Annotated in this window: 21 protein-coding genes and 2 pseudogenes; 2 read left to right on the top strand and 21 right to left on the bottom strand. The window is 39.1% G+C overall.

Going from position 1 to position 26,522, the window contains the following annotated elements; all coding sequences use genetic code 11:
* Nucleotide 1: 1 nt before the first annotated feature.
* From L656_RS0107580 to rppH, 11 genes are all read right to left on the bottom strand, one after another.
* Entirely contained in the window at nt 2-844 is an 843-nt protein-coding gene (locus L656_RS0107580; RefSeq protein WP_024598736.1) for a fimbrial biogenesis chaperone, read from the bottom strand.
* 26 nt (nt 845-870) lie between these two features.
* Entirely contained in the window at nt 871-1,320 is a 450-nt protein-coding gene (locus L656_RS0107585; protein ID WP_024598737.1) for a hypothetical protein, read from the bottom strand.
* Nucleotides 1,321-1,344: 24 nt separating this feature from the next.
* Nucleotides 1,345-1,974: a DUF4402 domain-containing protein gene (locus L656_RS0107590; protein ID WP_024598738.1), complete on the bottom strand. Its 630-nt coding sequence runs from the start codon at nt 1,972-1,974 to the stop codon at nt 1,345-1,347.
* Between the two features lie 127 nt (nt 1,975-2,101).
* Nucleotides 2,102-2,650 (bottom strand): SPOR domain-containing protein, encoded by a 549-nt coding sequence (locus tag L656_RS0107595; protein WP_241763424.1) that lies wholly within the window; start codon nt 2,648-2,650, stop codon nt 2,102-2,104.
* A 120-nt stretch (nt 2,651-2,770) separates the two neighbouring features.
* Nucleotides 2,771-3,454, bottom strand: coding sequence for an SPOR domain-containing protein (locus L656_RS0107600; protein WP_024598740.1), 684 nt, complete (start codon nt 3,452-3,454; stop codon nt 2,771-2,773).
* Nucleotides 3,455-4,152: 698 nt separating this feature from the next.
* Nucleotides 4,153-5,031 (bottom strand): UTP--glucose-1-phosphate uridylyltransferase GalU, encoded by an 879-nt coding sequence (galU, locus tag L656_RS0107605; protein ID WP_024598741.1) that lies wholly within the window; start codon nt 5,029-5,031, stop codon nt 4,153-4,155.
* Nucleotides 5,032-5,052: 21 nt separating this feature from the next.
* Nucleotides 5,053-5,904, bottom strand: a complete 852-nt coding sequence (locus L656_RS0107610; protein WP_024598742.1) for a thymidylate synthase — start codon at nt 5,902-5,904, stop codon at nt 5,053-5,055.
* Nucleotides 5,905-5,914: 10 nt separating this feature from the next.
* A complete protein-coding gene (lgt, locus tag L656_RS0107615) occupies nt 5,915-6,718 on the bottom strand; it encodes a prolipoprotein diacylglyceryl transferase (protein WP_024598743.1) in 804 nt (267 codons plus the stop codon).
* A 13-nt stretch (nt 6,719-6,731) separates the two neighbouring features.
* Complete coding sequence (locus tag L656_RS0107620) at nt 6,732-7,541, bottom strand: sulfite exporter TauE/SafE family protein (RefSeq protein WP_024598744.1); 810 nt, start codon at nt 7,539-7,541, stop codon at nt 6,732-6,734.
* A gap of 90 nt (nt 7,542-7,631) precedes the next feature.
* A complete protein-coding gene (gene ptsP, locus L656_RS0107625) occupies nt 7,632-9,896 on the bottom strand; it encodes a phosphoenolpyruvate--protein phosphotransferase (protein ID WP_024598745.1) in 2,265 nt (754 codons plus the stop codon).
* 30 nt (nt 9,897-9,926) lie between these two features.
* Entirely contained in the window at nt 9,927-10,445 is a 519-nt protein-coding gene (gene rppH / locus L656_RS0107630) for an RNA pyrophosphohydrolase (RefSeq protein WP_002958704.1), read from the bottom strand.
* Between the two features lie 530 nt (nt 10,446-10,975).
* Here rppH and mutH point away from each other — a divergent pair.
* Nucleotides 10,976-11,647, top strand: coding sequence for a DNA mismatch repair endonuclease MutH (gene mutH / locus L656_RS0107635; RefSeq protein ID WP_024598746.1), 672 nt, complete (start codon nt 10,976-10,978; stop codon nt 11,645-11,647).
* A gap of 276 nt (nt 11,648-11,923) precedes the next feature.
* On the opposite strand, the gene eno is transcribed toward mutH, so the two are convergent.
* From eno to rlmD, 5 genes and pseudogenes are all read right to left on the bottom strand, one after another.
* Nucleotides 11,924-13,222 (bottom strand): phosphopyruvate hydratase, encoded by a 1,299-nt coding sequence (eno, locus tag L656_RS0107640; RefSeq protein WP_024589994.1) that lies wholly within the window; start codon nt 13,220-13,222, stop codon nt 11,924-11,926.
* Between the two features lie 275 nt (nt 13,223-13,497).
* Nucleotides 13,498-15,092: pseudogene (locus tag L656_RS0107645) on the bottom strand (CTP synthase).
* Between the two features lie 162 nt (nt 15,093-15,254).
* Nucleotides 15,255-16,052 (bottom strand): nucleoside triphosphate pyrophosphohydrolase, encoded by a 798-nt coding sequence (mazG, locus tag L656_RS0107650; RefSeq protein WP_024598747.1) that lies wholly within the window; start codon nt 16,050-16,052, stop codon nt 15,255-15,257.
* A 2-nt stretch (nt 16,053-16,054) separates the two neighbouring features.
* Nucleotides 16,055-18,211, bottom strand: a complete 2,157-nt coding sequence (relA, locus tag L656_RS0107655) for a GTP diphosphokinase (protein WP_024598748.1) — start codon at nt 18,209-18,211, stop codon at nt 16,055-16,057.
* 8 nt (nt 18,212-18,219) lie between these two features.
* Complete coding sequence (gene rlmD, locus L656_RS0107660) at nt 18,220-19,545, bottom strand: 23S rRNA (uracil(1939)-C(5))-methyltransferase RlmD (RefSeq protein ID WP_024598749.1); 1,326 nt, start codon at nt 19,543-19,545, stop codon at nt 18,220-18,222.
* A 109-nt stretch (nt 19,546-19,654) separates the two neighbouring features.
* Between rlmD and barA the strand changes: the two are divergent.
* Nucleotides 19,655-22,433, top strand: a pseudogene (gene barA, locus L656_RS01000000122045) (two-component sensor histidine kinase BarA).
* Between the two features lie 79 nt (nt 22,434-22,512).
* Here the strand turns inward: barA and pdxJ are convergent.
* Genes pdxJ through lepB form a run of 5 tightly spaced genes read right to left on the bottom strand, consistent with a single transcriptional unit; the run spans nt 22,513 to nt 26,517 of the window.
* Complete coding sequence (pdxJ, locus tag L656_RS0107670; RefSeq protein ID WP_024592969.1) at nt 22,513-23,244, bottom strand: pyridoxine 5'-phosphate synthase; 732 nt, start codon at nt 23,242-23,244, stop codon at nt 22,513-22,515.
* A gap of 22 nt (nt 23,245-23,266) precedes the next feature.
* Entirely contained in the window at nt 23,267-23,959 is a 693-nt protein-coding gene (gene recO, locus L656_RS0107675) for a DNA repair protein RecO (RefSeq protein ID WP_024598750.1), read from the bottom strand.
* A 20-nt stretch (nt 23,960-23,979) separates the two neighbouring features.
* Complete coding sequence (era, locus tag L656_RS0107680) at nt 23,980-24,912, bottom strand: GTPase Era (protein ID WP_024598751.1); 933 nt, start codon at nt 24,910-24,912, stop codon at nt 23,980-23,982.
* Nucleotides 24,902-25,579 carry a ribonuclease III gene (rnc, locus tag L656_RS0107685; RefSeq protein ID WP_024598752.1) on the bottom strand — a complete coding sequence of 226 codons (678 nt, stop codon included), beginning with the start codon at nt 25,577-25,579 and terminating at the stop codon, nt 24,902-24,904. Before rnc ends, era begins: the two co-directional genes overlap by 11 nt.
* Before the next feature lie 2 nt (nt 25,580-25,581).
* On the bottom strand, nt 25,582-26,517 hold the full coding sequence (gene lepB / locus L656_RS0107690; RefSeq protein WP_007581726.1) for a signal peptidase I: 936 nt from the start codon (nt 26,515-26,517) through the stop codon (nt 25,582-25,584).
* Nucleotides 26,518-26,522 lie beyond the last annotated feature (5 nt).

Here is a 26,522-nt window from a genome sequence, read left to right on the forward strand (position 1 = left end):
ATTAATTAGTTATAGCAGTGACAGAACCACTTTCATCAATAGAAAAAACTTCATTAAAAAAAGTATGTTTGCTATATTTATTTAACCCTTTATATATAACTCTAAGAGTACCTGGGGGGGTTAACATGTCAGGCTTTAATAAAGACATACTTAAACTTTTTGTATTTAACTCAGGGTAGATACTGAAGTCGTTAAGTATTGAAACCTTTTTTTCTTTTTCATCTGATTTAGCTTTGAAATACGCTTCCAGTTTACCAAATGAACTATACTTACCATTTCTTGCCATAGTAAACTCAATAGAATCGACTTTACCTGATTTAGTTTTCGCAAGCTTTAATTCTTCTATATGTACATTTGGGGAAGCCAATTTACCCTGTCGTAAAATAACAGGAATAGAATAACTTAAGATAAAATTAACATTAACACCTACTCCTTCGCTTTCTTTTACCTTACTATCACTGGGTAAAGCTTTGAATAGAAGGTGAGAGCGATATTCATTAATAGCCAGACCTTTAGGTTTACGCAATGCAAGCTTTACAATTTGGCGTTCGCCTGGAGCCAATCTCACTTGTGAGGGGCTCATTCGTATCATATTACTTAACGATTTTGGGTTTTCAGCAACCGCCTTTAAGGTTTTGTACCCACCCGACTGTTTAGCTTGTTTTTCTTGCCACTCTAAACGGTAAGTTTTATAGTCATCGCTGCTATTAATAAGTATTATCTTAGCGACTCGCTGACGATCGTCAAATTCAATCCTAGTTGGAGATATAAGTAGATTTGCGTAGGTTGAAAAACTAAAAAAAATTTGTAGAAGTAAAATTACGATGACAAAATGTCGCTTCATTAGTAAAGTCCTTTACTATTAAATAATTAATATTCTATTGTTATTTGAATTATTGATTTAAACTGTTCATCGAAATAATCACTGTTATTACCTGATGTGCTAATTAGGCCTCCAATATGAACCTCTGCAGTTCCTAACCCATTGGTTACTATGTCATTTCGATATAATAGCTTATTAAGAATAAACGAGCTGCCACCACTAGTGCTTGTAAGTGGCATATCGTTAACGGTGTCAGAAATTATAAGCTGTACCCTAGGCGGAAAGTTTTCAATTAATACTTCAGCCACCTCGCCACCTTCAATTATATGAATGTCATTGGTACTTGAACTACGCCCGTTAGGCAGTAGTTCAAGTGTACTTACACGCTCGTTTTTGGCAACAACCACGGTTCCAAAATTAAGCTGTTGGAAAATAGTCACTTGGGATACAGCACTAAATGAAGAAAATATAATCAATAAACATGAGTATTTTAACATTATTCCCTAATCCCAACTATTCTCTTATTGGTATTCAACAGTTACAGCTACATCTCCTGTGTATGAAACATCGCCATACTCTGTAAATACTGTTTTATCTGTAGTTAATGTTGCTCCAACACTAAATGTTGCCGTACCATCAATATCTGTCGTTACAGTGCTAGTCGAGCCATCAATGGATCCTGTATCTGCGGTATTACTGCCCGCAACTACATAATATGTAAAATCAGATAACGTAAAGCCCGGCCCACCAGGTGCAGAATCTTGCGTAGTCATATCTACATCAGTAACACTTTGGATCAGTATATCTGTAAAATTTGAAGCACCTGAAATTGTAAAAGTCGCTGGTGCGAAATCCGTTGAATCTAAAACACTAATTTCAGCATCTGTATTTGTAGTTCCAGCTGTTGCTATATAAGTTGGGTTACTCCCCGCTAATGCAGGAAGTACTACTGAAGCAAAATCTGCAGCATCTCCACCATTAGTTACTCGAACAATACCAAAGTTCATTGGATCCCCAACTTCAAAGTCAAATGAATTTTGTACTTGTACAGATGCAACTGCATTCGCTGTTTCTGCGATTACTGCTGAAGAGGTTAAAGAAAGTGCAGTGATAGATGCAGCCAAAGCTACTTTAGTAAAAAGATTGTTCATAATTTGTCCCTTAAATATATTTAATTAACCTTAGTCAGGTTACATTAAGTATCGGCAGAGTCCATGAAATATTTAGAAAAAATATATTTTTTATTAAATATTCAAAACAAGTAAACTGTTTTTGTATTTAGCCTTCTTTAAAAGTGGTCAATTTACACCTATTCCCTAGCCTGAAAAAAAACATGCACAACTGCGCAGCTTGCTTTTGAGTTTGAACGGGCCCAGCTACCAGGTTATAGAGCGTAACTGAATTTTTAGTTTGCGCATTTATTTGATATTGCAAAATTGCACTTAATTGTGGATATTGCTGCTGTAAACGCTGCACTTGTGCTTCAGCTCTTTTAGCATTCATATACCTAGCAATTTGAACACTGTAACTTATTTTTTTCGCATCAATAATACTTTTGCTTTCTATGGATTCTGTTGCTATATGAGCAATATTTTCACTTCCGTACTTTATATGCTTAACATCACCTTTAAGTGGCTCTGGCACCGCATCAATATCGGTTTGTGCGGATAGAGCTTGAATTAACATTAACAGGTCTTCTTCAATATCACTTAAACGATTTATTTTTTCTTTACTGCTGTCCCATTGTTCAAGGTAAGGCTTTATCTCTTGCATACGGACCATATCATCTAACTGATTAGTGTCAGTATTTTGACTGCTACACCCCATAAGGCTAAGAGCTAATCCCACGTATAAAATAAAATGTTTCAACTGATTAAAAACCATTTAGCACTATGTAAAAATAACAAAGCAAAAAACAAGCCAAAAAAGACCTTATAATCCAATATTTTAAAGTTTAACCGGTTTATCTGTGTAGTTACTTACTATGCAATCGAGTTTGTACAGCTTAAATACGTCACAGTCGGCTTTCGCATTTTTAAAGTTTTGGTAAGAGCCTAACTTTAGTCTATAAAACATTTTGTCGTTTATTTTGGCGGTTTCTACGTTAGTCAGTATTTTGTCTCTAAACAATGGTGCTGCTTTAGTATTTAGCTCTTGCCATGCTTTAGCCACACCTTGCTCTGAGTCAACCGAAGCTACCTGCAAAGCAAATACATGTTTTGGTTTATTTAATTTTACAGCTTGTTTTTTATTGCTGTAGTTTTGTTTAACTTGTTGGCGTGATTTAACATTACGTGTGTTTCGAGGTGAGCGTACAGACTTGCTGCTATACCCTTGATTAGACTGCGCAATAGCTTTGCTGTTTATAATATCAATATGATTTACGAGGTAAGTTATTTCTTTTTCTAATCTTAAAATTCGCTCTATACCTTCGCGTGCTTGTTGCCACTGCATTGCAGCATCTTTTAGCTGAGCAAGCTCCAAGGCTGTAATTGAGACGTAGTCTGGCGAGTTACTTTGAGGTTGTTCGTCAATGGTTTTTATTTCAGGCGTAACGCTGCATGCTGTGCCAAATAAAAGCATTAGCAAGCTAAGTAAAAACCCAATGTTATTTTTTTTATATATAAACATGTATTTGCTGTCCTGAAAGCAGTGTTTTCACTACATTTCAGTTAAACATTCTCACAAGAAAGCGTTTAACTTTATTTAAGCTGTGAGCTATAAAACTTAGCTCTTCGCATGCTTGTCAGTGTTTTGTAAAACACAACGTTGCATACTCCCACCCTTCCTTGAGAGCATTATTTAATACAAATTCAATGCCAGTTAACACAAACTTTACAACATAAATAACAATATGTCTGTAATGGCCTAAAAATTTTATTTTTAGAGAGGCCCCTTTCTTATTTTATTCTAGGGCCTGTTGACCTTTCAGGATTAAAATTTTTTCAATCTAGGGGCCATTTAATCGCGGCGCGAGGTTTGTAACCTAGTGGGCTCGATAACTGCTCCTGCGTTATTCTACTGACTTACATCCCTGTAAGAATAAGTAAAAACCGAGTAAAGCTTCCGCGTCCTGCTCACGCCCCTTACCTACATCCATGTAGGCAACAAAGAGTAAATTGCCCCGAGGCAGAACCCTTCGGGCAGCGCATGTTTGGCATCTATGCTACGTTATCGCCTATTTATGGGGAATAACCACACTACATCGGCTCTGCCTTGCCTAAATACCAAACAGCCTGCTGCAAATTTAACCTCGAAAGATAAACAGGCCTGATAAAACTCATAAAAAAGGCGCCGATATAGGCGCCTTTCATGATTTACATTAACTGTTAAATCAGTTTTTTAATAAATGATTTTAATTCATCAGCAAATTCATCGCGACGAAGTGCAAATTCAATCGTTGCTTTTAAATAACCAATTTTACTTCCACAATCGTGGCTACGGCCTTTTATAGCGTATGCATCTACTTTTTCGTGTTCCATTAACATCGCAATTGCGTCAGTTAATTGAATTTCGTCGCCTGCACCTTGCGGAGTTTTTGCAAGTAACGGCCAGATATTTTCGCTTAATACGTATCGACCCACTACAGCTAAGTTCGATGGGGCTTCATCTACTGGCGGCTTTTCTATCATATTAAGAATTGGCGAGCTTTCACCTTGCTTTAGGTCAACATCACCTAAATCAACCACACCAAACTGGTTAACTTGTGCCATTGGTACTGGTTCTACCATAATTTGGCTGTGCTTGGTTTTCTCAAAATTAGCGATCATTTCTGCTAAGTTATCTTTTTTAAGATCGCTCTCTACATCGTCAATAATTACATCTGGTAAAATAACTACAAACGGTTCGTTACCAATAATAGGCGCAGCACAACTAATAGCGTGGCCTAAGCCTTTTGCTTCACCTTGGCGTACGTGGATAATGGTTACGTCTTTAGGGCAGATTGCTTGCACTTCGGCAAGTAGTTGCCGCTTTACACGCTTTTCTAAAGTAGCTTCTAGTTCAAAGCTCGTATCGAAGTGATTTTCGATTGAATTTTTACTTGAGTGAGTTACTAACACTATTTCTTTAATGCCTGCAGCAACGGCTTCGTTTACTACATATTGAATTAAAGGACGGTCTACCACTGGCAGCATTTCTTTAGGAATTGCTTTAGTGGCTGGTAACATACGAGTACCAAGGCCCGCTACGGGGATCACTGCTTTCATTATGTTTTCCTTAATCTTTTATTATACTGAAAATGGATATTGAATCGCTTCGTGGCATTGATAGCCTGTTACTTCAAAGTCGTCTCGTGTTACCCACGTTTCTATGTCTTCTAATGATTTAATTTCTGGATTAATTTTTAACTGAGGTGACGCAAATGGCTCACGCGTTAACTGCACGTCTCGCATCAGTTCAAGTTGGTTTTCGTAAATATGTGCATTAGCAATTTTATGATACGCCTTACCCGCTTTGTGGCCGGTAATTTGAGCCACTAACGCAAGCAACACAAAACACTGAATTTGATTGAAATTAAGGCCAAGCGGTACATCACAGCTTCGCTGGTATGACGTTAAGTATAGCGTATCGCCAAGTAAGGAGAAAGTGTGCGTATGCATACACGGGCGCAAACAACCAAGCTCAAACTCACCTGGATTATAAAACGTGATTATTTCACCACGGTCATCAATGCCATTTTTTAAGTTATTAATAACTTTGGAAAGCTGATCAAGCGTTGAGCCATCTGGACGTTGCCAACCACGGCCTTGTACGCCATAAACACGCCCCATGTCATCCTCACCTTTACGGTTAGGGTTATTGAGCCATGCGTTGTTATCGTTCGCGTTGGCATCCCATGTTTTACAGCCAATTTCACGAAACTGCTCAGCGCTGTCGTAACCACGTAAATATCCTAGTAACTCAGCAATCGCTGCTTTGTAGTAACTTTTTCGCGTCGTGATCATTGGAAACTTATTATTAGCCACATCGTATTCTAAATCGGCATTAATAACGGTTAAACAACGCGTACCTGTACGTTTGTTTTCGACCCACTGACCTTCGTCAACAATACGCTGACATAATTTTAAATATTGTTTCATGCTTTTCTTATTATGCCTTAGCTGGTGTAACGTGTTGTGGTTGCTTATATGCCCAAATTAATAAGCCTAAACCACCCACTATCATTGGAAGTGAAAGTATTTGTCCCATTGAAATAAAGTCGGCAAATAAACCGAGTTGTGCATCGGGTTGGCGGAAATATTCAATACAGAATCTAAACACGCCGTAACCTAATAAAAATACACCGGCTACACTCCCTGCTGGACGTGGTTTTTTAATAAACCATTGCAGGATTAAAAACAGCACTAAGCCTTCAAAAAATGCTTCGTATAATTGCGATGGGTGACGCGCAAGCGGACCGCCCGTTGGAAATACCATTGCCCATGGCACATCGGTAACTCGGCCCCATAACTCACCGTTTATAAAGTTACCAATACGCCCTGCTAAAAGTCCTACAGGAACGAGTGGTGCAACAAAGTCGCCCACTTGAAGCAGTGACTTTTTACGCGTCCACGAAAAAATTGCGACGGCGGTTATAACGCCAAGTGTGCCACCATGGAACGACATACCGCCCTGATCTATTCTAAATAAATACAGTGGGTTTTCTATAAAATAACTAAACTGGTAAAACAATACGTAGCCAATACGCCCGCCTAGTATTACCCCTAACATGCCGTAAAACAGTAAATCGCTTACTTGGTCTTTAGTCCAACCCGAATTTGGCTTTGACGCTTGACGATTAGCAAACCACATCGCAAATGCAAAACCTATTAAGTACATTAAGCCATACCAACGTACGCTTAGCGGTCCAACAGAAAAAATAATTGGATCAATTTGAGGAAACTCAAGTGCCATAAAAAATAAACCTTTAGCTAAAAACCATTTTAATTGCGATAACTACAAGCAGCACCGCGAAAACTTTCTTAATTGTATTAACAGGTAAATAGTGAGTTGCTTTGGCGCCAATAGGCGCAACAAACCACGAGGTAATAACAATCCCAAATAATGCAGGTAAGTAAACAAACCCGGCAAAACCATGCTCTAAATCGGTAACATGCCAGCCTGCGCTGATGTAACCAATAGAGCCAAATAATGCAATAACAATTCCGCACGCTGCCGCACAGCCAATTGCTTTTTTTATATCAACCGAAAAATAATTAAGCATAGGTACTATTAAAGCTCCGCCGCCAATCCCTATTAAACCTGATAATCCGCCCATTATTGCAGAAACGCCCCCTAAAATAGGACCTGCCGGCAACGGTTTTTCTGACATCTGTTTATTACGCGCGGAGAGCACCATTCTGGCTGCAATAAATACAACGCTTATAGCAAACACTGTACGTAATATTTGTTCAGGGATTAAACTTGCTGCAAAGCCACTAACAAGTGCGCCTAAAGCCACACCCGACATAACCCACGGGGCGATTGCCCAAGGCACGTTATCATTTTTATGATGAGCCAGCGCTGAAGACGTTGAAGTAAATAAAATAGAAGCGAGTGAGGTTGCAATAGCAATTACTAATACATGATCAGCCGACGTTACATTAAATGAGAGTAGCAGAGTGCTTAGTACTGGAACGATAATTAAACCGCCGCCAATGCCTAGTAATCCAGCTAAAAACCCAACAATACAGCCTAGTAGTGCGCAGCTTGCGACTAACAAACCTAAGTCATACATAGTAATCTCAAATACCTTTTTAAGGTTTATATATTAAAGGATTATAAAACTAATAGCATCTGTGTATTGCAATTAATTAGGCGTACGAGCTTATTTTGGGGTGTAAAACAAATCACCTAATTTATGCTCTAGCATAAAGCTTCGCGTTAAACGTAGTACTTGTTTGGCTGTGGATTGCGCTAAACATTCACTTAGTAGTTGTTCCATATCACTGACATTTAAACGCCTAAGTACCCACTTCACTTTATTAAGCGATGATAAGTTCATACTAAGGCGCCTGTAACCCATGGCAATAAGCAAAATAGCACCTTCAGGATCGCCGCCTAGTTCACCACACAAACTAAATGGCAGTTCATATTGCTCACATTCGTGCGCCACTTTATTTAGTACTCTTAGTACACCTGGGTGATAAGGGTTAAAAAGTTCGGCTACACGTGCGTTAGCTCTGTCTACTGCTAATAAATACTGTGTTAAATCGTTACTGCCGACTGAGCAAAAATCGACTTTTTTTGACCACTCAGGAAGCATAAATACACTTGAAGGTACTTCCAGCATTATACCTATGTCGGGTCTTTCTATGGTTTGCTCTGGGTATTTTTCACTTAATTCAAAATAAGCCTGTTCAAATAACGCAAGTGACTCATCAACTTCTTCAGTGCCACTGATCATAGGGAGCATTATTTTTAAATTACCTAAACCAATATTTGCTTTAAGCATCGCTTTTAGTTGATCTAAAAATAACTCGGGATGATCAAGGCTAATACGAATACCACGCCAACCTAAAAATGGATTCTCTTCGGTAATATTAAAGTAATCAAGTACCTTATCGCCCCCAATATCCAATGTACGCATAACCACAGGGTTAGGATGATAGCTAGTTAGTACTTCTCGGTACCAGTTTTCTTGCTCTGATTGCGAAGGAAACTGACCCTTTTGCATAAACCACGCTTCGGTCCGATAAAGCCCCACACCGTCACAAATATGTGCGCTACTTTGCTCGGTATTAAGCTCAAGGCCTGCGTTTAATAATAAGCTAACGTGTTCACCGTCAAGCGTAATTGATTCTGAGTCTTGCTCTGCTAAAAAGCGGTTATTAAGTAGGTTATCTTGATGCTGTAACTCTGTGTATTCATCCATCAGCATTTGTGAAGGCGATATATATAAACGCCCAGCAAATGCATCTAAAATCATCGGTTTGCCATTAAACTGTAGTAGAGGTAAATCTTCTATACCCCAAATGGCAGGGAGCCCCATCGCACGCGTTAATATAGAAGCATGGCTATTTGCAGAGCCATTTACGCTTACAACGCCTGTTAAGTGACCTTTTGGCACTTCAGCAAGCATGGCGGGTGTTAAAGTATTAGCAATTAAAATAGTGTTGGGCGGATAATTTTTAACAGCGTGCTCGGTATTTACAAGATGGTGTAATACGCGAAGACCAATGTCTTTAACGTCAACAGCACGCTCTTTTATATAAGGGTCTTGCATGGCATTAAATTGAGATATTAAACGCTCTATTACAATTTTTAGGGCGCTTTTAGCACACCAGCCTTCTTGTAATTGCATTTCAACATTATGCCCTAAACTTTTAGCATCAAGCAGTTGTTGATACACATCAAATACCGCAAGAGCTTCGTGCGGAATAGAATCGCTCAGCGTCATCGATAGGGTATTAAATTCTTTGCGCGTTGCAGCTACAGCTTGAGTAAATAAACGGCGCTGCTCAGTGACGTCACTGTCTTTTAAAAGCTCAATAGATTTAAAATCAAGTTTTGGTAATACAACAAATGCTTGTCCTATACCTATTCCCGGCGCGCTCGATACACCTTTTAAAACAGACGTTTGATGAGATGACTCATCTTGGCGTAATATTTCTTTAATTTCAGCATGCGCTAACTGTGACGCAAGTTGAGCAGAAAGCGTTATTAAAAACGACTCTTCGTCTTGGCTAAATACACGTGCCATTTTTTGTTGGACAACAATAACGCCCAGTACTTTTTTTTGATGAACAACGGGCACTGATAAAAAAGCGTTGTAGCCTTCTTCATTTACTTCGGGGGAGAGCTTAAAACGAGGATGCGATTTAGCAAATGCAATATTAATGGGTTCTTCGCGTTGCGCTACTAGACCAACTAAACCTTCGGTAAAACCAATTCTAAACTTACCTACCGCATCGGGGTTTAGCCCTTCGGTTGCCATAAGTACAAAATTGTCTTGGCTGTAATCTGCAAAATAAATGGAGCAGCACTGGGTTTTCATGGCATCTTTAACCATTTGCACAAAGCACACTAATGCACTGTCTAAATTCGCTTGTCGCGATACAGACTCCGCAATAGATCTCAGTGTAGCCAGCATGTCCTGCTCCTTTATTCTATAGAGAAATTACTACCTTTTACTTCGCCAATGATCTTTATGTTGTTCTCTCTTATTAAAAGGCATGGCGAAAGGAGCAAACTCTTTCATTACACGTCGATAAACATCCCGTTTAAACGATACAACCTGTCTTACAGGATACCAATAACTTACCCAGCGCCAATCATCAAATTCAGGATGATGGGTTTTAAGTAAATTTACATCTTCGTCTTTACAGCGCAATTTTAGTAAAAACCATTTTTGTTTTTGCCCAATACACACCGGACTAGAGTCTCGGCGGATTAATCGTTTGGGTAATTTATAGCGTAACCAATGTTTTGAGCTTGCGACTATTTCTACATCTTCTGGTCGCAACCCTACTTCTTCGTGTAATTCACGGTACATAGTTTGTTCTGCAGTTTCACCATCATCAACACCACCTTGGGGAAATTGCCAAGAGTGTTGACCATAACGTCTGGCCCAAAAAACCTGTCCCTGATTATTGCAAATCACAATTCCGACATTGGCACGAAAACCTTCGGCATCAATCACCTTAGTGCCTCATTTGTAAGTCGATTTTTAATGATTGTTCCACATTAGCCGCAATACGGCAAATACTATTATACCCAACCCGATTAGTAAGCTAAGTTTGAGCTTTTAGTACATTGATAAATTAATGGAGAATAGGTAAATATTTAGAAAATAACTTAACAAGGCTATTGCGGTTCTTGTATTCCTCTAGTTACTCACAGTTTGTGCATAACTTTTGTAAAACACGCTCATTTTGCAAACAAATCCACAATATTAGATCTTAAAACTTGGCTTCTCCACAGATTCTGTGGATAAACATGTTTATATAGTTGTATTTATCCTTACAACTTTTAAATGGCTTAATCAAAACTGAACGTGAAAATTTAAAAAAACCTGCAGCGTCAGTAACTTAAAGTAAAGTAGCTTAATTTCAATATGTGCAAAATTAACACAAACAGAGGGAGGGTAAAAAACGTACAACCCTAAAGATATCCACGGCTTAGCCTATTTGCTATCATGGCTATGGTATTTATACAACCGAAATTAAGAATATGCGACCTACAAAACCACACTCAATAAACGATTTAATGCAACGCGTTAATAATATTGCCGGATTAACGCTAGGGCAGCTTGCTAACAAGTATAATTTTAAAACGCCAGATGATTTACTGCGCGAAAAAGGTTGGACTGGCCAGTTAATTGAATACGTACTAGGTGCTACTGCGGGCTCAAAACCACTTCCGGATTTTGAAGATTTAGGAATTGAGCTAAAAACACTCCCTATTTCCTATAAAGGTAGGCCACTGGAAACTACGTTTGTATCGGTTACACCTTTAATGAACGTTACAGGAATGACTTGGCATACCAGCTCTGTGCGTAAAAAACTAAATCATGTTTTATGGCTGCCAATTTTAAGCGAACGTGATATTGCCCCGTTTGATAGAACCATCGGCAGCGGCTTTTTGTGGCAACCCATGCCTGAACAAGACGCTTTATTACAGCGCGACTGGGAAGAGCAAATGGAGCTAATTGCGCTAGGTAGAGTCGACGAAATATCAGGCCATTTAGGCGATGCGATGCAAATACGCCCTAAAGCTGCTCATAGTAAAATAGTGACTGATGCTATTGGTCCAAATGGGCAAATAATTAAAACCCTACCCCGTGGCTTTTACTTAAAAACCAGTTTTACAGGTGATATTTTAAAGCAGCAGTTTCAGCTTTGAGCTGTGCAGAAAATATTATGAGTTAAGCAAATCCTTTTTCGCACTTCGTGCGCGTCAGCGTTCTTAACGCCTACAAGGTATTTCACCTTTTTAATAAAATAGTTTGAGGTTTAAATAAAGAGTTTTCGTTTTTGTTGTTCACCCTTTTCGCACTGCGTGCGCGCGTCAGCAAGCTAAACGCCTACAATAAATTTTCATCTCTTTGAGTAGAAATATTTGGCATAAAAAATCCCCGCCTGAGCGAGGATTTTATAATTGTAAATTAAAGAGCAGTAATTACTGACCTTTAACTTCTTTAAGACCGTTGTACGGTGCTTTATCACCTAATTGCTCTTCAATACGAAGCAATTGGTTGTACTTTGCAACACGGTCAGAACGGCTCAATGAACCTGTTTTAATTTGACCTGCAGCAGTACCAACAGCTAAATCAGCAATTGTTGAATCTTCAGTTTCACCAGAGCGGTGAGAAATAACAACAGTAAAACCAGCATCTTTAGCCATTTTGATTGCAGCTAAAGTTTCAGTTAAAGAACCGATTTGGTTAAACTTAATCAAGATTGAGTTAGCAATACCGTTGTCGATACCACGCTTTAAAATCTTAGTGTTTGTTACAAATAAATCATCACCTACTAATTGGATTTTATCACCCATTAGTTTAGTTTGATGTGCAAAGCCATCCCAATCAGACTCATCAAGACCATCTTCAATAGAAACGATTGGGTACTGATTAGTAAGATCTTGTAAGAAGAAGTTAAATTCTTCAGAAGTGAACTTTTTGCCTTCACCCTTAAGGTCGTAGATGTTTGCTTCTTTGTCGTAGAACTCAGATGCAGCACAATCCATCGCTAAAGTAATATCTTTACCTAGCTCGTAACCTGCGTTTGCAACAGCTACTTTAATTGCAGCAAGAGCCGCTTCGTTAGATGCAAGGTTAGGTGCAAAACCACCTTCATCGCCAACCGCTGTTGAATGACCATCAGCTTTAAGTACTTTAGCAAGGCTATGGAATACTTCAGCGCCCATACGTAGGCCTTCGCGGAAGTTTTTAGCGCCAACAGGTTGGATCATGAATTCTTGAATATCTACAGAGTTATCTGCATGTTCACCACCATTGATGATGTTCATCATTGGAAGTGGCATAGAGTAAACACCTGGCGTGCCGTTTAAGTCAGCGATATGTTCATAAAGCTCAACTTTTTTAGACTGTGCAGCTGCTTTCGCGGTTGCTAGTGATACAGCTAAGATTGCGTTTGCACCTAATTTTTCTTTATTTTCGGTACCGTCTAAATCTAGCATCACTTTATCTACAGCGCTTTGATCTAATGCACTTTGGCCTTTTAAAGCATCAGCAATTTCGTTATTGATATAACCAACTGCTTTTAATACACCTTTACCTAAGTAACGTGATTTATCACCGTCGCGTAACTCTAATGCTTCACGAGTACCAGTAGATGCGCCTGAAGGTGCTGCTGCACGACCCCAAGAACCATCTGCTAAATGTACGTCTGCTTCAACAGTTGGGTTACCACGCGAGTCCATAATTTCGCGACCGATTACTTTTACGATTTCTGACATCTTGATTCCTCTATATTCCCAAAATGGTGAGTTCAGCTAACTTTACTACGTTTTATATAGTTTATACCAATTGCATTTAATTAGTGAGCTATTATAGCGCTAAGAAAATAGCTCAATAACAAGGCTGAAATTATGACATATAGTTGTTCTATATGAGTAATTTTTAACGCAGTGAGTGAGTTATTTAATGCGATACAATGCTCATGTTTTTAATAAAATTGGTATCAGTCAGCCCTTAAAACAAAAAAGCCGTGCAATATGCACGGCTTTTAAAATTACGAATTCGCTTTTTGGTGGATATGCGCGGCTGCTACAAACCCTTCAAATAACGGATGACCATCACGTGGAGTTGACGTGAATTCCGGGTGGAATTGCGCGGCAATAAACCATGGGTGATCTTTATTTTCGATAATTTCTACCAGTTTTTTATCTTCTGATAAACCAGTAAAGCTTAAGCCTGCTTTTTCAAGTATTTCTACAAAGTTATTATTTACTTCGTAGCGATGACGATGACGTTCAACAATTTCGTCGCTGCCATATACTTCATGAACTTTAGAGCCTGGCGTTAAATGACATTTTTGTGCGCCTAAACGCATAGTGCCACCTAAATCAGATTTTTCGCTACGTGTTTCAACATTACCTTCAGCATCTAGCCATTCAGTAATTAAACCAACTACTGGCGCTTCTGATTTTGCATTAAACTCTGTAGAGTTTGCATCCGTTAAACCTGCAACATTACGTGCGTATTCAATTAATGCTACTTGCATGCCTAAACAAATACCTAGATATGGTACTTTATTTTCGCGTGCGTATTTAGCCGCTAAGATTTTACCCTCAACACCACGTCCGCCAAATCCACCTGGTACTAAAATAGCATCTAAGTGTGAAAGTAATTCAACACCTTTGCTTTCTAAGTCTTGTGAATCTACATATTCAATATTAATTGTTAAACGGTTTTTAAGGCCCGCATGCTTTAATGCTTCGTTAACCGATTTGTACGCATCTGGTAATTCAATATATTTACCAACCATACCAATGGTCACTTCACCCGTTGGGTTAGACTCTTGATAAAGTACTTGTTCCCACTCAGCTAAATCAGCTTCTGGTGGATCTAAGTGAAAACGACGACATACGAAGTTATCTAATTCTTGTGTTTTTAATAACGCAGGAATTTTATAAATGCTGTCTACGTCAGGTAGTGAAATAACCGCTTTTTCTTCTACGTTTGTGAATAATGAGATTTTTGCACGCTCATTATTAGGTAGTTTACGGTCTGAACGACAAATAAGAATATCTGGTTGAATACCTACTGAGCGTAACTCTTTAACAGAGTGCTGTGTTGGTTTCGTTTTAACTTCACCGGCAGGGCCTAAAAATGGCACCAGCGTTAAGTGAATAAATAGCGCGCGTTCGCGGCCAATTTCAGTTCCCATCTGACGAATTGCTTCAATAAACGGTTGTGATTCTATATCACCTACAGTGCCGCCAATTTCTACAATAGCAATATCATAACCTTCAGCACCGTCGTATACACGTTGCTTAATATCGTTAGTGATATGTGGAATAACCTGAATAGTAGCACCTAGGTATTCACCACGGCGCTCACGACGTAATACGTCTTCATATACACGGCCTTGTGTGAAGTTATTACGACTAGTCATTTTGGTACGAATAAAACGCTCGTAGTGACCTAAATCAAGGTCAGTTTCTGCGCCGTCTTCTGTAACGTAAACTTCACCGTGTTGAATTGGGCTCATTGTGCCTGGGTCAACGTTGATGTAAGGATCCAGCTTTAAAATGGTAACATTTAAACCACGGGCTTCTAAAATAGCGGCCANCCGCCAGTAACGAAGATAAATTTTGTACTCATGCGAACCCTAGAATATCAGGAATTAAAAGGAATATAACACCCAAAGAAGAGCCTAAGGGTATATCATCAAGACGGGGCGAAATTGTACCAAAACACTGCTTATCAATCCAGCTAAAATTAGCTTATGCGCGCACAAAAAATGTGCACTATTTAACATTAAGCCTATTTTACTTTTTTAATCGCATCCCATGCGCTGTCCATTTCTTCAAAGGTGGCTGTATCTAAGCTTTTGCCTTGCGCGTGCAGATAAGCGTGTACCTTTTCAAAACGCGCTGAAAACTTATCATTTGCGCTACGAAGCAGTTGTTCGGGATCCCTTTTAACATGGCGTACAACATTAACAGTGGCAAAAAGTAAGTCGCCGAGTTCTTCCGCTGTATGATCAGATAACGGGTTTTGCTCAATCGCTTCTTTTACTTCAAGCACTTCTTCGCTCACTTTATCAAGTGCACCATGATACGTAGGCCAGTCAAAACCAAGAGCGGCAACGCGTTGTTGAATTTTTTTGGCTTTACTTAAACTTGGCATATTGGCAGGAATATCTTGCCAAAAAGAAGGTGATTCTGTTTGCGCTCTAGCACTGCGTTCTTGTGCTTTGATTGTTTGCCACTGCTGCGATAGCTGCTCGTCTGTTAGCTCTTTTTTGTCACCAAATACATGCGGGTGACGACGTGTAAGCTTATCGTTTAATTGCTCTACTAGATCATTAAAATCAAATAGATTTTGCTCTTGTGCAAGCTGCGCATAAAAAATAATTTGAAATAACAAATCACCCAATTCACCTTTAAGCTCACCTAAGTTGCCTGATTCAATACAGTCAGCAACTTCGTACGCTTCTTCTAGTGTATGCGGCACAATAGATTTAAAATTTTGTTTGAGATCCCACGGGCAACCGTCCTTGGGATCTCGCAGTGTTTTCATTATGCTAAGAAGTTGTGTAAGCGCTGTATTATCATTCATGATTAATGACCACGCTTGGCATCGTGTACACCTTCAATTTGGTGTAACTTAGAAAGAACACGGTTAGTACCCGATAAGTCATGTACTTCTATTTGCATCGTAAATATAGCTAACTGATTATCCTCAACCGTATTTACGTTCATGTTTAAAACATTTACTTTTTCATTAGCAAGTACTGAGCTTATGTCGCGTATTAGCCCTGAACGATCGGTGGCTTCTATTTTAATACTTAGTGCGTACGAGCCGTTGATATCATCAGACCAACTTACTGAAATAACACGTTCTGGATGCTGATTTTTTAAGTTATTAAACGAATCACAGTCTTCCTTATGAACACCTATTCCTCGACCTTGCGTTATATAACCTATTATTTCATCGCCAGGTACAGGACGACAGCATTTGGCTACATGGCTCATTAAGCTACCAACGCCATCAACCACTATGCCGTTTTTGTCACCAGTTACTTTGCTAGGTGCTTTAATACGAATAACCGGCTCATCTTCTGTCCGATCACTTACAAAGTTAAGCATTTGATTGAGGCGTACATCGCCCGCACCAATCGCAACCATTAAGTCATCAAGTTCTTTAAAGTTAAAACGCTTGATGGCTGGCTCTAAATCTTTGTATGTTAAATTAAGCTTTTGTAGTTCACTGTCGAGAATTTCTTTACCCGCACTTAAGTTTTTGTCGCGGTCGAGCTGTTTAAACCAGTGATGAATCTTGGCTCTAGCGCGCGATGACTTAATGTACCCTAATGACGGATTTAACCAATCACGACTTGGATTTGGTTGTTTTTGGGTCAGTATTTCTACCTGATCCCCAGTTGTAAGTTGATGCGTAAACGGCACTATTTTGCCGAATATTTTTGCGCCAATACAACGATGCCCTACATTTGAGTGAATGTAGTAAGCAAAATCGAGCGGTGTAGCGCCAAGTGGTAAATCGATAATATCGCCGCTTGGGGTAAATATGTATACGCGGTCTTCTACTACTTGGTTTTTAAGCTCTTCTGCTAAATCGCCACCATCAACTACTTCTTCTTGCCATTGGAGTAACTTACGTAGCCAGCTAATTTTTTGCTCATAACCCGAGCCGCGCCCCGGTAATGCACCTTCTTTGTACATCCAGTGTGCAGCCACACCCAACTCAGCATCTTGATGCATATCGCTAGTACGAATTTGTATTTCTACTGTTTTACCTTCAGGCCCAAATACCACGGTATGAATTGACTGATAGCCGTTTTGCTTTGGAGTTGCTACATAGTCGTCAAACTCTTTATTTAGATGACGCCAATTGGTGTGCACAATACCCAGCGCTCCATAACAATCTTGTAGGCGTTCAACAACAATACGCATTGCACGAATATCAAAAAGCTGATCAAACTCGTAGTTTTTTTGCTGCATTTTTTTATAAATGCTGTAAATGTGCTTGGGGCGGCCATAAACTTGGGCCTCTATGCCCGCTTCACTTAAACGGCTTTTTACTTGCTCAACCATATCTTCCATATAGGCTTCGCGCGTAAGGCGTTTATCGTCAAGTTGTTTGGCTATGCTTTTATAGGTGCCTGGGTGCAAATATCTAAACGATAAATCTTCCAGTTCCCATTTTAATTGCCCTATTCCTAATCTGTTTGCCAATGGTGCAAAAATATCAGCTGTTTCTTTAGCGGCAATGACGCGGTCTTCTTCATCCGCATTTTTTACATTACGTAAATGACATACCTGCTCGGCAAGCTTAATGACCACGGCGCGCACATCTTCAACCATGGTTAATAACATTTTTCGAATATTATCAACTTGCATAGTTCCTTTACCTTGATGCGATAAAGTACTAATAGTGGCCATTTGTGCAACCCCAGTTAACAGCATGGCTATATTACTACCAAGCTGCTCTTCTATGGTTTCAAGTGATATTAAATCGTTTAAAAAATACGGGGTTAAATACGCAGTAGCTAACGATTCGGGATCGAGATTTAGCTCAGCTAAAATTTCAACCATTTCGATTGCAGTAGTTTGCCTGCTTTCATTATCACATTTTACGCAGAGCGCTTGCGCTTTAGTAAGTAGCTCTGTTTTTTCTTCAGACAAGGCAAGAAATGAAAGCCGAGTGCTAAAATCTGTTGTCTCATCTTGTTGATGTGATTGCCGTGTAGCTACCATAATGCGTTCTACCTCCGTTGAAATAACGCCATAGTTTCAATATGCCCTGTATGAGGAAACATATTCATTAGCCCAATTTTATTAAGATCAAAGCCAGCTTGTGAAATAATTGCGCTGTCACGGGCTAAAGTAACAGGGTCACAAGAGACATATAAAATAGTTTTAAACTGCTTTAAAGGTAATTGCTCTAATACAGCCATTGCACCAGTCCTAGAAGGATCGAGTACAAGCACATCTAAGTTTTTACTAAACCATGGGGCGCTCTGTATGCTTTGCGTTAAATCAAAGCAATGAAACTGCGCATTGGTAATAGAGTTAGTTTGCGCATTTTGAGCAGCCATTGCAACCGCTGAAGTTACACCTTCTACGCCAATTACAGATTTTGCTTGTTTTGCCAACACTAATGAGAAATTACCAATGCCACAAAATAAATCCAATAAATTTTCATCACCTTTTAAATCAAGCCAATTTGCGGCTTGCTTTAACATAGCTTCGTTAACTTGCGCATTTACCTGAATAAAATTACCTAAACCAAATTCAAATTTTAGATCAAACTCTTTAAGATAATAAAACGGCATGGCTAAGTGTGAATGCTCAATTACATCGCTCTCGCTTTGCCATACAACTTCAAACTGTTGGCTTTTTGTTATGTGCTCAACCAAAGCCTTTGTATCATCGTTAATTGCTTTAGTGTGACGAATAACAACAAAGTTTTTATCATCGCTTTGGCATAACTGTAAATGGCTTATACTGTGTAGCGCTTTGTGTTGATTAATTAAACCGTCAAAAAGTGTAAAAACATCCGCAAATACTTCATCAAGTACTGCACATTTATTAATACTCACAATATTTTTTGAACCACTGGCTCTATAACCCACACGCATTTTTTTAGCTGCTTTATCAAACATAACGGCTATGCGGGCGCTGCGCCTGTAATGCACAGACTTACTTAATAATGGAGCTTGCCAGTTTAAGCTGTTTAATTTAGCAAACTTACTAAATAACTGAGTAACTGCAGTTTGTTTTTCTACAACTTGTTGGCTTATTTCTAAATGCTGTAATTGGCAACCACCACACTGATTATAGTGCTCACAAAAAGCGTCTACTCTTGATTCACTCGCTTTAATAACTTTAATTACTTTTGCACTGCTGTATTTAGCTTTATCTTCAACGAGCGTCGCTTTAACTGTTTCATTTGGTAATGCACCGCTTACAAAACATACTTTATTATTATGCTTCGCAATACCACGCCCTTGATGATCCATTCCCGTTATATTTAATTCTAATGTTTGTTGCTTAAGCGGTTTTTTTTTCGCTTTAAAAATTTGCGCCATTAGGCATTACCTTCAGTTTATTTATGAAGCACCTATATTTAGATGCTTTAGAATGCGTGTTGAACCGTATATACTCAAATCATACTAATAACGATAAAACGCTCCCATTATGACCAAATTAGGCTTACGCGATTCTGTTTTAACACTGACCCTGATCCCAACGGTGATCATAGGATTACTACTTGGTGGCTATTTTACAATAAATCGTTACATTGAGCTTGATGAAATTTTATATCAGCAAGGTACTACTATTTCTGAGCCCCTTGCTATTGCGCTTGAGCAGCCCATGCTCGAAAAAAACAAACAGCTATTGAATCGCCTTATAAGCTACACGCATAACAAGCACTCCCCTACAATTAAGTCGATTGCTATTTTTGATAAAAATAATGCGCTATTAATGACCAGTAATTATCACCGCTCATTTGAAAAGTTAATTAATCAAAAAACGCTCATAAATTTAAAAACGACCCGTGTGCAAAAGTCAGATGAGCTTGTTACATTCTTCACGCCCATTATTAACCATACAAGTCACGACTCTAAATGGGACCCATCGGCTTTTCAGTCATCTTTGGGCACCGTTATTATACAGCTAAACAAAGACCAGGCAGTTATAGGGCAGCAACGTGCTTTATTAATTAGCGGTATTGTAATTATTTTATCATTGGTATTTGCAGCAATTTTAGCTTTAAGGTTAAGCCGCATGTTTATGACGCCGCTTAATAAGTTAGTACTTGCAACCGACAAGTTAGTTGAAGGTAAAAGAAGTACTGGCCTTAACGACAACATGATAGGTGAATTTGAGCTATTGCGAGAAGGCTTAAACACCATTGCTCACACTATGGTGATGCAAAAAGATGAAATGCAAAAAAATATTGATCAAGCAACTAGCGACTACCGCGAAACACTAGAGCAATACGAAACTTCAAATATAGAGCTCTCGTTTGCAAAAAAAGAAGCTCAAGATGCTAACCGCGTAAAATCAGACTTTTTAGCTAAAATGAGCCACGAACTTCGTACTCCGTTAAATGGTGTTATTGGATTTACACGCCAGCTTTATAAAACACCACTAAACAAGCATCAAAAAGATTATCTCGACACTATTATGCTATCAGCAAATAGTTTAATGACTATTATTAGCGACATTCTAGACTTCTCCAAACTAGAAGCGGGTGCAATGGAACTTGAGTCGATTCAGTTTCAACTTCGTGATGCTGTAAATGAAGTGATGACGCTACTCGCTCCTAGCGCACACGATAAGCAATTAGAGCTATCCATTTACATTAACCAACAAGTACCGGATGACTTAACGGGCGATCCCACTCGCTTTAAACAAGTGCTGATAAACCTATTAAGTAATGCGATTAAATTTACCGAAAAAGGCTCAATTAAGGTCGATATAAGCCATCGGTTACTCGACGACGAACGCACTTCTTTACTTGTGTCAGTAACAGATACTGGCGTGGGTATACCTATGGATAAGCAAGACTCTTTATTTACTCCATTTGGGCAAGCAGACTCAAGCATTACACGTAAGTTTGGTGGTACAGGTCTTGGTCTTATTATTACCAAACATATTGTTGAAGCGATGAGTGGCCGCATAACACTAAATTCTGCGCCAGGTAACGGTACCTGTTTTACATTTAATAGTGTGTTTAGTTTGCCAAATCATGTATTTACTAACGACTTACCGACTAAATCGCTCATTGGTAAACGTATTTTGTATTTAGAGCCACACGAGCATACACATCACGCTGTACTTTCGTTATTAACTCAGTGGGAATCAAGCGTGACGGCATGTTTTAACGAGACTAGCTTTTTAGACGCTATAAAAAATACTGAACATAAATATGATGTTTGCTTAATTGGCCACATGGCATCAGTTGATGATATGCAGCAACTAAAAAGCTATGTAAAAGCCGTGCGTGAATCTACTGATTACTTATATTTAATGCTTAATACTGTATCGCACAATATGCGAGAAGCCTTTATAGGTAGCGGTGCTGATGCGTGTTTAAGTAAACCACTTAATCACCGTAAGTTATGTGAAGTACTTGCCGCACCTTACAGGCTTGACCACCCTACTCATAATATTGAACAAAACGATCAAGCTTTGCTNGCTGCCGTTAAAGGTATTGGTTGTTGATGATAACGATGCTAACTTAAAACTTCTCCATACTTTATTAAGTGAACAAATTGAAGTAATAGAAACGGCTCATAATGGTTCACAAGCATACAGCTTAAGTAAAAGTCATAAATACGACATAATTTTTATGGATATACAAATGCCAATTATGGACGGTATAACCGCATGCAAGCTTATTCGCGAATCATCACTTAATGAAGATACACCAATTATAGCTGTAACGGCACATGCCCTTCAAAGCGAAAAAGAGCAACTACTAAAAGATGGCTTTAAAGGCTATTTAACTAAGCCTATTGATGAAGATATGCTTAAACAAATTATTAGCGACCATAGTCCACAGACCCCGGTTAATCGTGATAAAACAAAAACAGATACACCACAAAGCCCTGCACCATTTCAAAGTAGCCGAATTGATTGGGCGCAAGCCCTACAGCGTGCTGGCGGAAAGAGCGAGTTAGCGCTAGAGATGCTTAATATGCTACTTCTAAGCGTCCCTGAAACTCTTACATTGCTTGCTAAAGCGATAGAGGGTAACGATTGTCAGCAAGTCTTAAGTATTGTCCACAAGTTTCATGGCGCATGTTGCTACACGGGTGTACCAAAACTTAAATCACTCGCAGAAACAATTGAAACCTCACTTAAAAATAAATGCTTGTTAGAGAATATTGAACCTGAATTATTTGAGTTACAGGACGAGCTTGAAAACCTACTTGCAGATGCAAGTGTGACCGAACTGCAAAGGTAAGGTTTTATTTTAGATACAAAAAAACGCGGTATTTACCGCGTTTTTAATTAAGCTATTTGAATACTTATGTAAGTTCGTATTACATTCTTGCTTCAATCATTAAGCGTTTCATATCGCGTACGGCTTTATCGAGTCCATCTATTGCTGCACGAGCAATAATAGCGTGACCAATATTTAGCTCGTAAATCTCAGGCATCGCGGCAATGGGTTTAACGTTATGATAATGAAGGCCATGGCCAGCGTTAACAATCAAGCCTAAGCTTGCTGCGTATTTAACACCTTCACGAATATGCTCTAACTCTTTGTGTAAATCAGTATCATTTGTTGCATCAGCGTACGCGCCTGTGTGTATTTCTACATAAGGAGCACCACATTCTTTAGCTGCATCTAATTGGGCTTTATCCGCATCAATAAATAGCGATACTTTAATACCCGCATCGGTAAGCGTTTTTGTTGCGGCTTTAATTTTATCTATATTACCAGCTACATCTAAGCCGCCCTCGGTGGTTAACTCTTCGCGCTTTTCAGGTACTAAACACACGTACTCAGGTTTTACTTCAAGTGCTATTTTTATCATTTCATCGGTAACAGCGGTTTCAAGATTCATGCGAGTTTGGATAGTTTTAGCCATCACATAAACGTCGCGATCTTGAATATGGCGTCTGTCTTCACGTAAGTGAATCGTAATACCGTCTGCGCCTGCATGCTCTGCTACACTGGCTGCATGAGCTGGATCTGGGTAACTTGTTCCACGCGCTTGGCGAAGTGTTGCAATATGATCTACGTTTACACCCAAAAGAATATCTTTCATTTTCTTACCTGTAAAATTACGTTTATTGAGAGGCCATAAATAGCTCACGGCTTTTTAATGGTTTACTACCTAATAAGGGTTTTAATAAATAGCGGCTTAATTGCTTTGCCATATATAGCACATCACTTTGGCTAAAGTCATGATTTGCTATGGCGTTGAGTTGTTTGCCACTAAATCCAGAACGCGTATCTTCTTGTACTAAAAAACCAAGTTCGGGGAAATAACTATACGTCTGCTTTTCATCAATTGGTTCACCATTGGCATCAAAACTAAAATCCACACCATAACCGAGTAATTCCAATAATTGAAATTCGTACGAGCGAAGTACTTCTTGTAAATTAGCTCCGCTGTTTAGGTTTCCTAGGTGGGATTTATATAGCTCAAATACTTGTTCAATTGGCTCATTAACAGGAACGATGCGGTTAGTCAGCTCATTTAAATAAAAACCACAATAAAGCTCATCACCTTTTAAAAAGTGCGAATTACCATGCAGTTCAAACTTATTGATGTATTTTAAATCGTACTTGCCACTGTAATTAACAAGGAGTGCCTGAAACGGCTGAAGTTGTGCTTTATGCTTAGTGGCCTGGCGACCACTAATTCGGGCCAGCATTCTTAACTGACCAACGCCTTCTACAAGCATATCTAACATTACTTGGGAGTCACTATAAGGACGCCGATGTAATAAATAAGCGGTGTAGAAGTCGCTATCCATTCACTAAGCTACTGCTTGGTTTAGTCTTCACTGTAACCTAAGCTTCTTAGTGCACGCTCATCATCAGCCCAACCCGACTTAACTTTAACCCAAAGTTCTAAAAACACTTTGTTATCAAGCATTTCTTCTATGTCTTTACGGGCTTCACGGCCAATGGTTTTTAGCTTTTCGCCTTTATTACCAATAACCATGCGTTTTTGTGTTTCGCGCTCAACAAGAATTAACCCATTGATGTGCCAAATACCGTTGTCTTGCCATTTAAACTGCTCAATTTCAACAGTCACAGAATACGGTAGCTCTTCACCCATAAAACGCATTAGCTTTTCACGGATGACTTCAGCTGCCATAAAGCGCATCGAACGGTCAGTTACGTAATCTTCAGGAAAGTAAAATTCGCAAGGAGGTAAGCGCTTAGTTACTTCTTCTTTGATTAAATCAACGTTTTTACCTTGCGTTGCCGATACTGGCATAATTCCAACAAAATCAAACTTGTCACTTAACCACTTCATATGAGGCAATACAAGATCACGGTCTTTAACTTGGTCAATTTTATTAATAACTAATAATACAGGCTTACCACTTTGTGATACTTTATTAAGTACCATATCGTCATCAGCATTCCAATGAGTGCCTTCAACAACAAAAATAATAAGTTCCACATCGCCAATAGAACTAGACGCTGCTCGGTTCATTAGACGGTTAATAGCACGCTTTTCTTCAACGTGTAGACCTGGTGTATCTATGTATACCGCTTGGTGTTTATCTACAGTATGAATACCCATAATACGGTGACGTGTAGTTTGTGGTTTACGTGAGGTAATACTCACTTTTTGCTCAATGATTTCATTAAGCAAAGTCGATTTACCTACGTTTGGTCGACCGACAATCGCAACCATTCCACAAAATGTATCTACATCACGTTCATGAGGTTGTATTAAGGTATCAAGGTTCATTTTTAAGTATCTTCAATGCTTTTTCGGCAGCTTTTTGTTCGGCCTTACGGCGCGAGCTACCAACAGAAATTATGCTATCCATTCCATCAACAATACATTCGACCGTGAATGTTTGATTGTGTGCTTGGCCTTTAGTATCAACAACCGTGTAGCCCGGTAACGATAATTTACGAGCTTGCAAATACTCTTGCAGCAGGGTTTTAGGATCTTTCTGGTTAAGCCCTGGTGAAATAGCATCCAAACGTGATTGGTACCACGCCAATATAAGATCGCCACAACTGTCGATACCTGAATCTAAAAATGCAGCGCCTATAATAGCTTCTACTGCATCAGCAAGCGTTGACTCGCGACGGAATCCGCCACTTTTAAGCTCACCCGGCCCTAGGCGTAAATAATCGCCTAGACCAAATTCAAGACCAAACTCGGCAAGTGTTTGACCACGCACAAGTGTTGAACGCATGCGGCTTAAATCGCCTTCACGCGCTTTAGGAAATTTGGCATAAAGTGCATTGGCAATCACAAAGCTTAAAATTGAGTCGCCTAAAAATTCTAGTCGCTCATTATGTTGGCCTTTGTGGCTGCGGTGCGTCATTGCTTGCTCAAGTAAACCTTGATCAGCGAATTCATAGCCAATTTTTTTATATAATTCTGTTACATTTTTTTTCATCGTTACTGAATATTACCTAGGCGTTCAAAGCGAACACCAGTTGGAACCCATCCTGGTAAAATATCATCAGGGCCATTCTCAAATTCAAAACTCATCCATATAAAGACAGCTTTACCCACCAAGTTTTCTTTTGGTACAAAGCCCCAAAAGCGACCATCTTGGCTGTTGTCGCGATTATCACCCATCATAAAATAATGATCAGCAGGAACAGTCCATTCATCAGAAGGTGTACCCGGTTGCTGATAGTAACGCCCTTTTCTCTCAGGCGCTTGTGGGTTGATTAATATATCATGCGTAACTGTTGTTAAATTTTCATTCACACGAGCTAGAGGCATTGGGCCTTGTTTAAATTCGTTATCATTAATTAGTTTAAAATCAATTTTATTGAATTCATTACATAAAAGCTCACCCTGTTGGGTTTCGCCTTCTTTACAGTTTGGTTGAATATATAAACGTTTATCACGATAAACAATTTTATCGCCAGGTAAACCAATCGTACGTTTAATATAGTCAACACTTTCATCTAAAGGGTATTTAAAAACAACAATATCACCACGTTCAGGTTCACCAATATCAACTAATTGAGTACGCCAAACTGGGTCTTTTATTCCATATGAATACTTTTGTACTAAAATAAAGTCACCTACTAACAGTGTAGGCATCATTGAACCAGATGGAATTTGAAACGGTTCAAAAATAAATGATCTAAAAATAGTAATTGCTGCAATCATCGGAAAAATCGACTTTGCTGTTTCTGTTAGTACTGGTTCTGGTGCAATTAATGCCGCAGTTTCTTCATCTAACGGAGCTCCAGCAGACGTTTGCGCTATCGCTAAACGCTCCTGTCTTTTAGGTGCATACATTAAGTGATCTATTAACCATATTAAGCCTGAGCCTAAGGTTAATAGCACCAATAAAACTGAAAAATAACCAGCCATTTATA

The sequence above is a fragment of the Pseudoalteromonas sp. TAE56 genome (assembly GCF_000497955.1).
GTDB lineage: Bacteria > Pseudomonadota > Gammaproteobacteria > Enterobacterales > Alteromonadaceae > Pseudoalteromonas.

Excerpts from the sequence above, each read along its gene's own strand:
- L656_RS0107585 (WP_024598737.1), bottom strand. The coding sequence starts at position 1,320 with ATGTTAAAATACTCATGTTTATTGATTATATTTTCTTCATTTAGTGCT.
- L656_RS0107620 (WP_024598744.1), bottom strand. The coding sequence starts at position 7,541 with ATGTATGACTTAGGTTTGTTAGTCGCAAGCTGCGCACTACTAGGCTGT.
- L656_RS0107610 (WP_024598742.1), bottom strand. The coding sequence starts at position 5,904 with ATGAAACAATATTTAAAATTATGTCAGCGTATTGTTGACGAAGGTCAG.
- rlmD (WP_024598749.1), bottom strand. The coding sequence starts at position 19,545 with ATGGCGCAAATTTTTAAAGCGAAAAAAAAACCGCTTAAGCAACAAACA.
- eno (WP_024589994.1), bottom strand. The coding sequence starts at position 13,222 with ATGTCAGAAATCGTAAAAGTAATCGGTCGCGAAATTATGGACTCGCGT.
- recO (WP_024598750.1), bottom strand. The coding sequence starts at position 23,959 with ATGGATAGCGACTTCTACACCGCTTATTTATTACATCGGCGTCCTTAT.
- relA (WP_024598748.1), bottom strand. The coding sequence starts at position 18,211 with ATGGTAGCTACACGGCAATCACATCAACAAGATGAGACAACAGATTTT.
- L656_RS0107600 (WP_024598740.1), bottom strand. The coding sequence starts at position 3,454 with ATGTTTATATATAAAAAAAATAACATTGGGTTTTTACTTAGCTTGCTA.
- era (WP_024598751.1), bottom strand. The coding sequence starts at position 24,912 with ATGAACCTTGATACCTTAATACAACCTCATGAACGTGATGTAGATACA.
- galU (WP_024598741.1), bottom strand. The coding sequence starts at position 5,031 with ATGAAAGCAGTGATCCCCGTAGCGGGCCTTGGTACTCGTATGTTACCA.
- L656_RS0107580 (WP_024598736.1), bottom strand. The coding sequence starts at position 844 with ATGAAGCGACATTTTGTCATCGTAATTTTACTTCTACAAATTTTTTTT.
- lgt (WP_024598743.1), bottom strand. The coding sequence starts at position 6,718 with ATGGCACTTGAGTTTCCTCAAATTGATCCAATTATTTTTTCTGTTGGA.
- L656_RS0107590 (WP_024598738.1), bottom strand. The coding sequence starts at position 1,974 with ATGAACAATCTTTTTACTAAAGTAGCTTTGGCTGCATCTATCACTGCA.
- pdxJ (WP_024592969.1), bottom strand. The coding sequence starts at position 23,244 with ATGAAAGATATTCTTTTGGGTGTAAACGTAGATCATATTGCAACACTT.
- lepB (WP_007581726.1), bottom strand. The coding sequence starts at position 26,517 with ATGGCTGGTTATTTTTCAGTTTTATTGGTGCTATTAACCTTAGGCTCA.
- mazG (WP_024598747.1), bottom strand. The coding sequence starts at position 16,052 with ATGAATGATAATACAGCGCTTACACAACTTCTTAGCATAATGAAAACA.
- L656_RS0107595 (WP_241763424.1), bottom strand. The coding sequence starts at position 2,650 with ATGGGGTGTAGCAGTCAAAATACTGACACTAATCAGTTAGATGATATG.
- mutH (WP_024598746.1), top strand. The coding sequence starts at position 10,976 with ATGCGACCTACAAAACCACACTCAATAAACGATTTAATGCAACGCGTT.
- rnc (WP_024598752.1), bottom strand. The coding sequence starts at position 25,579 with ATGAAAAAAAATGTAACAGAATTATATAAAAAAATTGGCTATGAATTC.
- ptsP (WP_024598745.1), bottom strand. The coding sequence starts at position 9,896 with ATGCTGGCTACACTGAGATCTATTGCGGAGTCTGTATCGCGACAAGCG.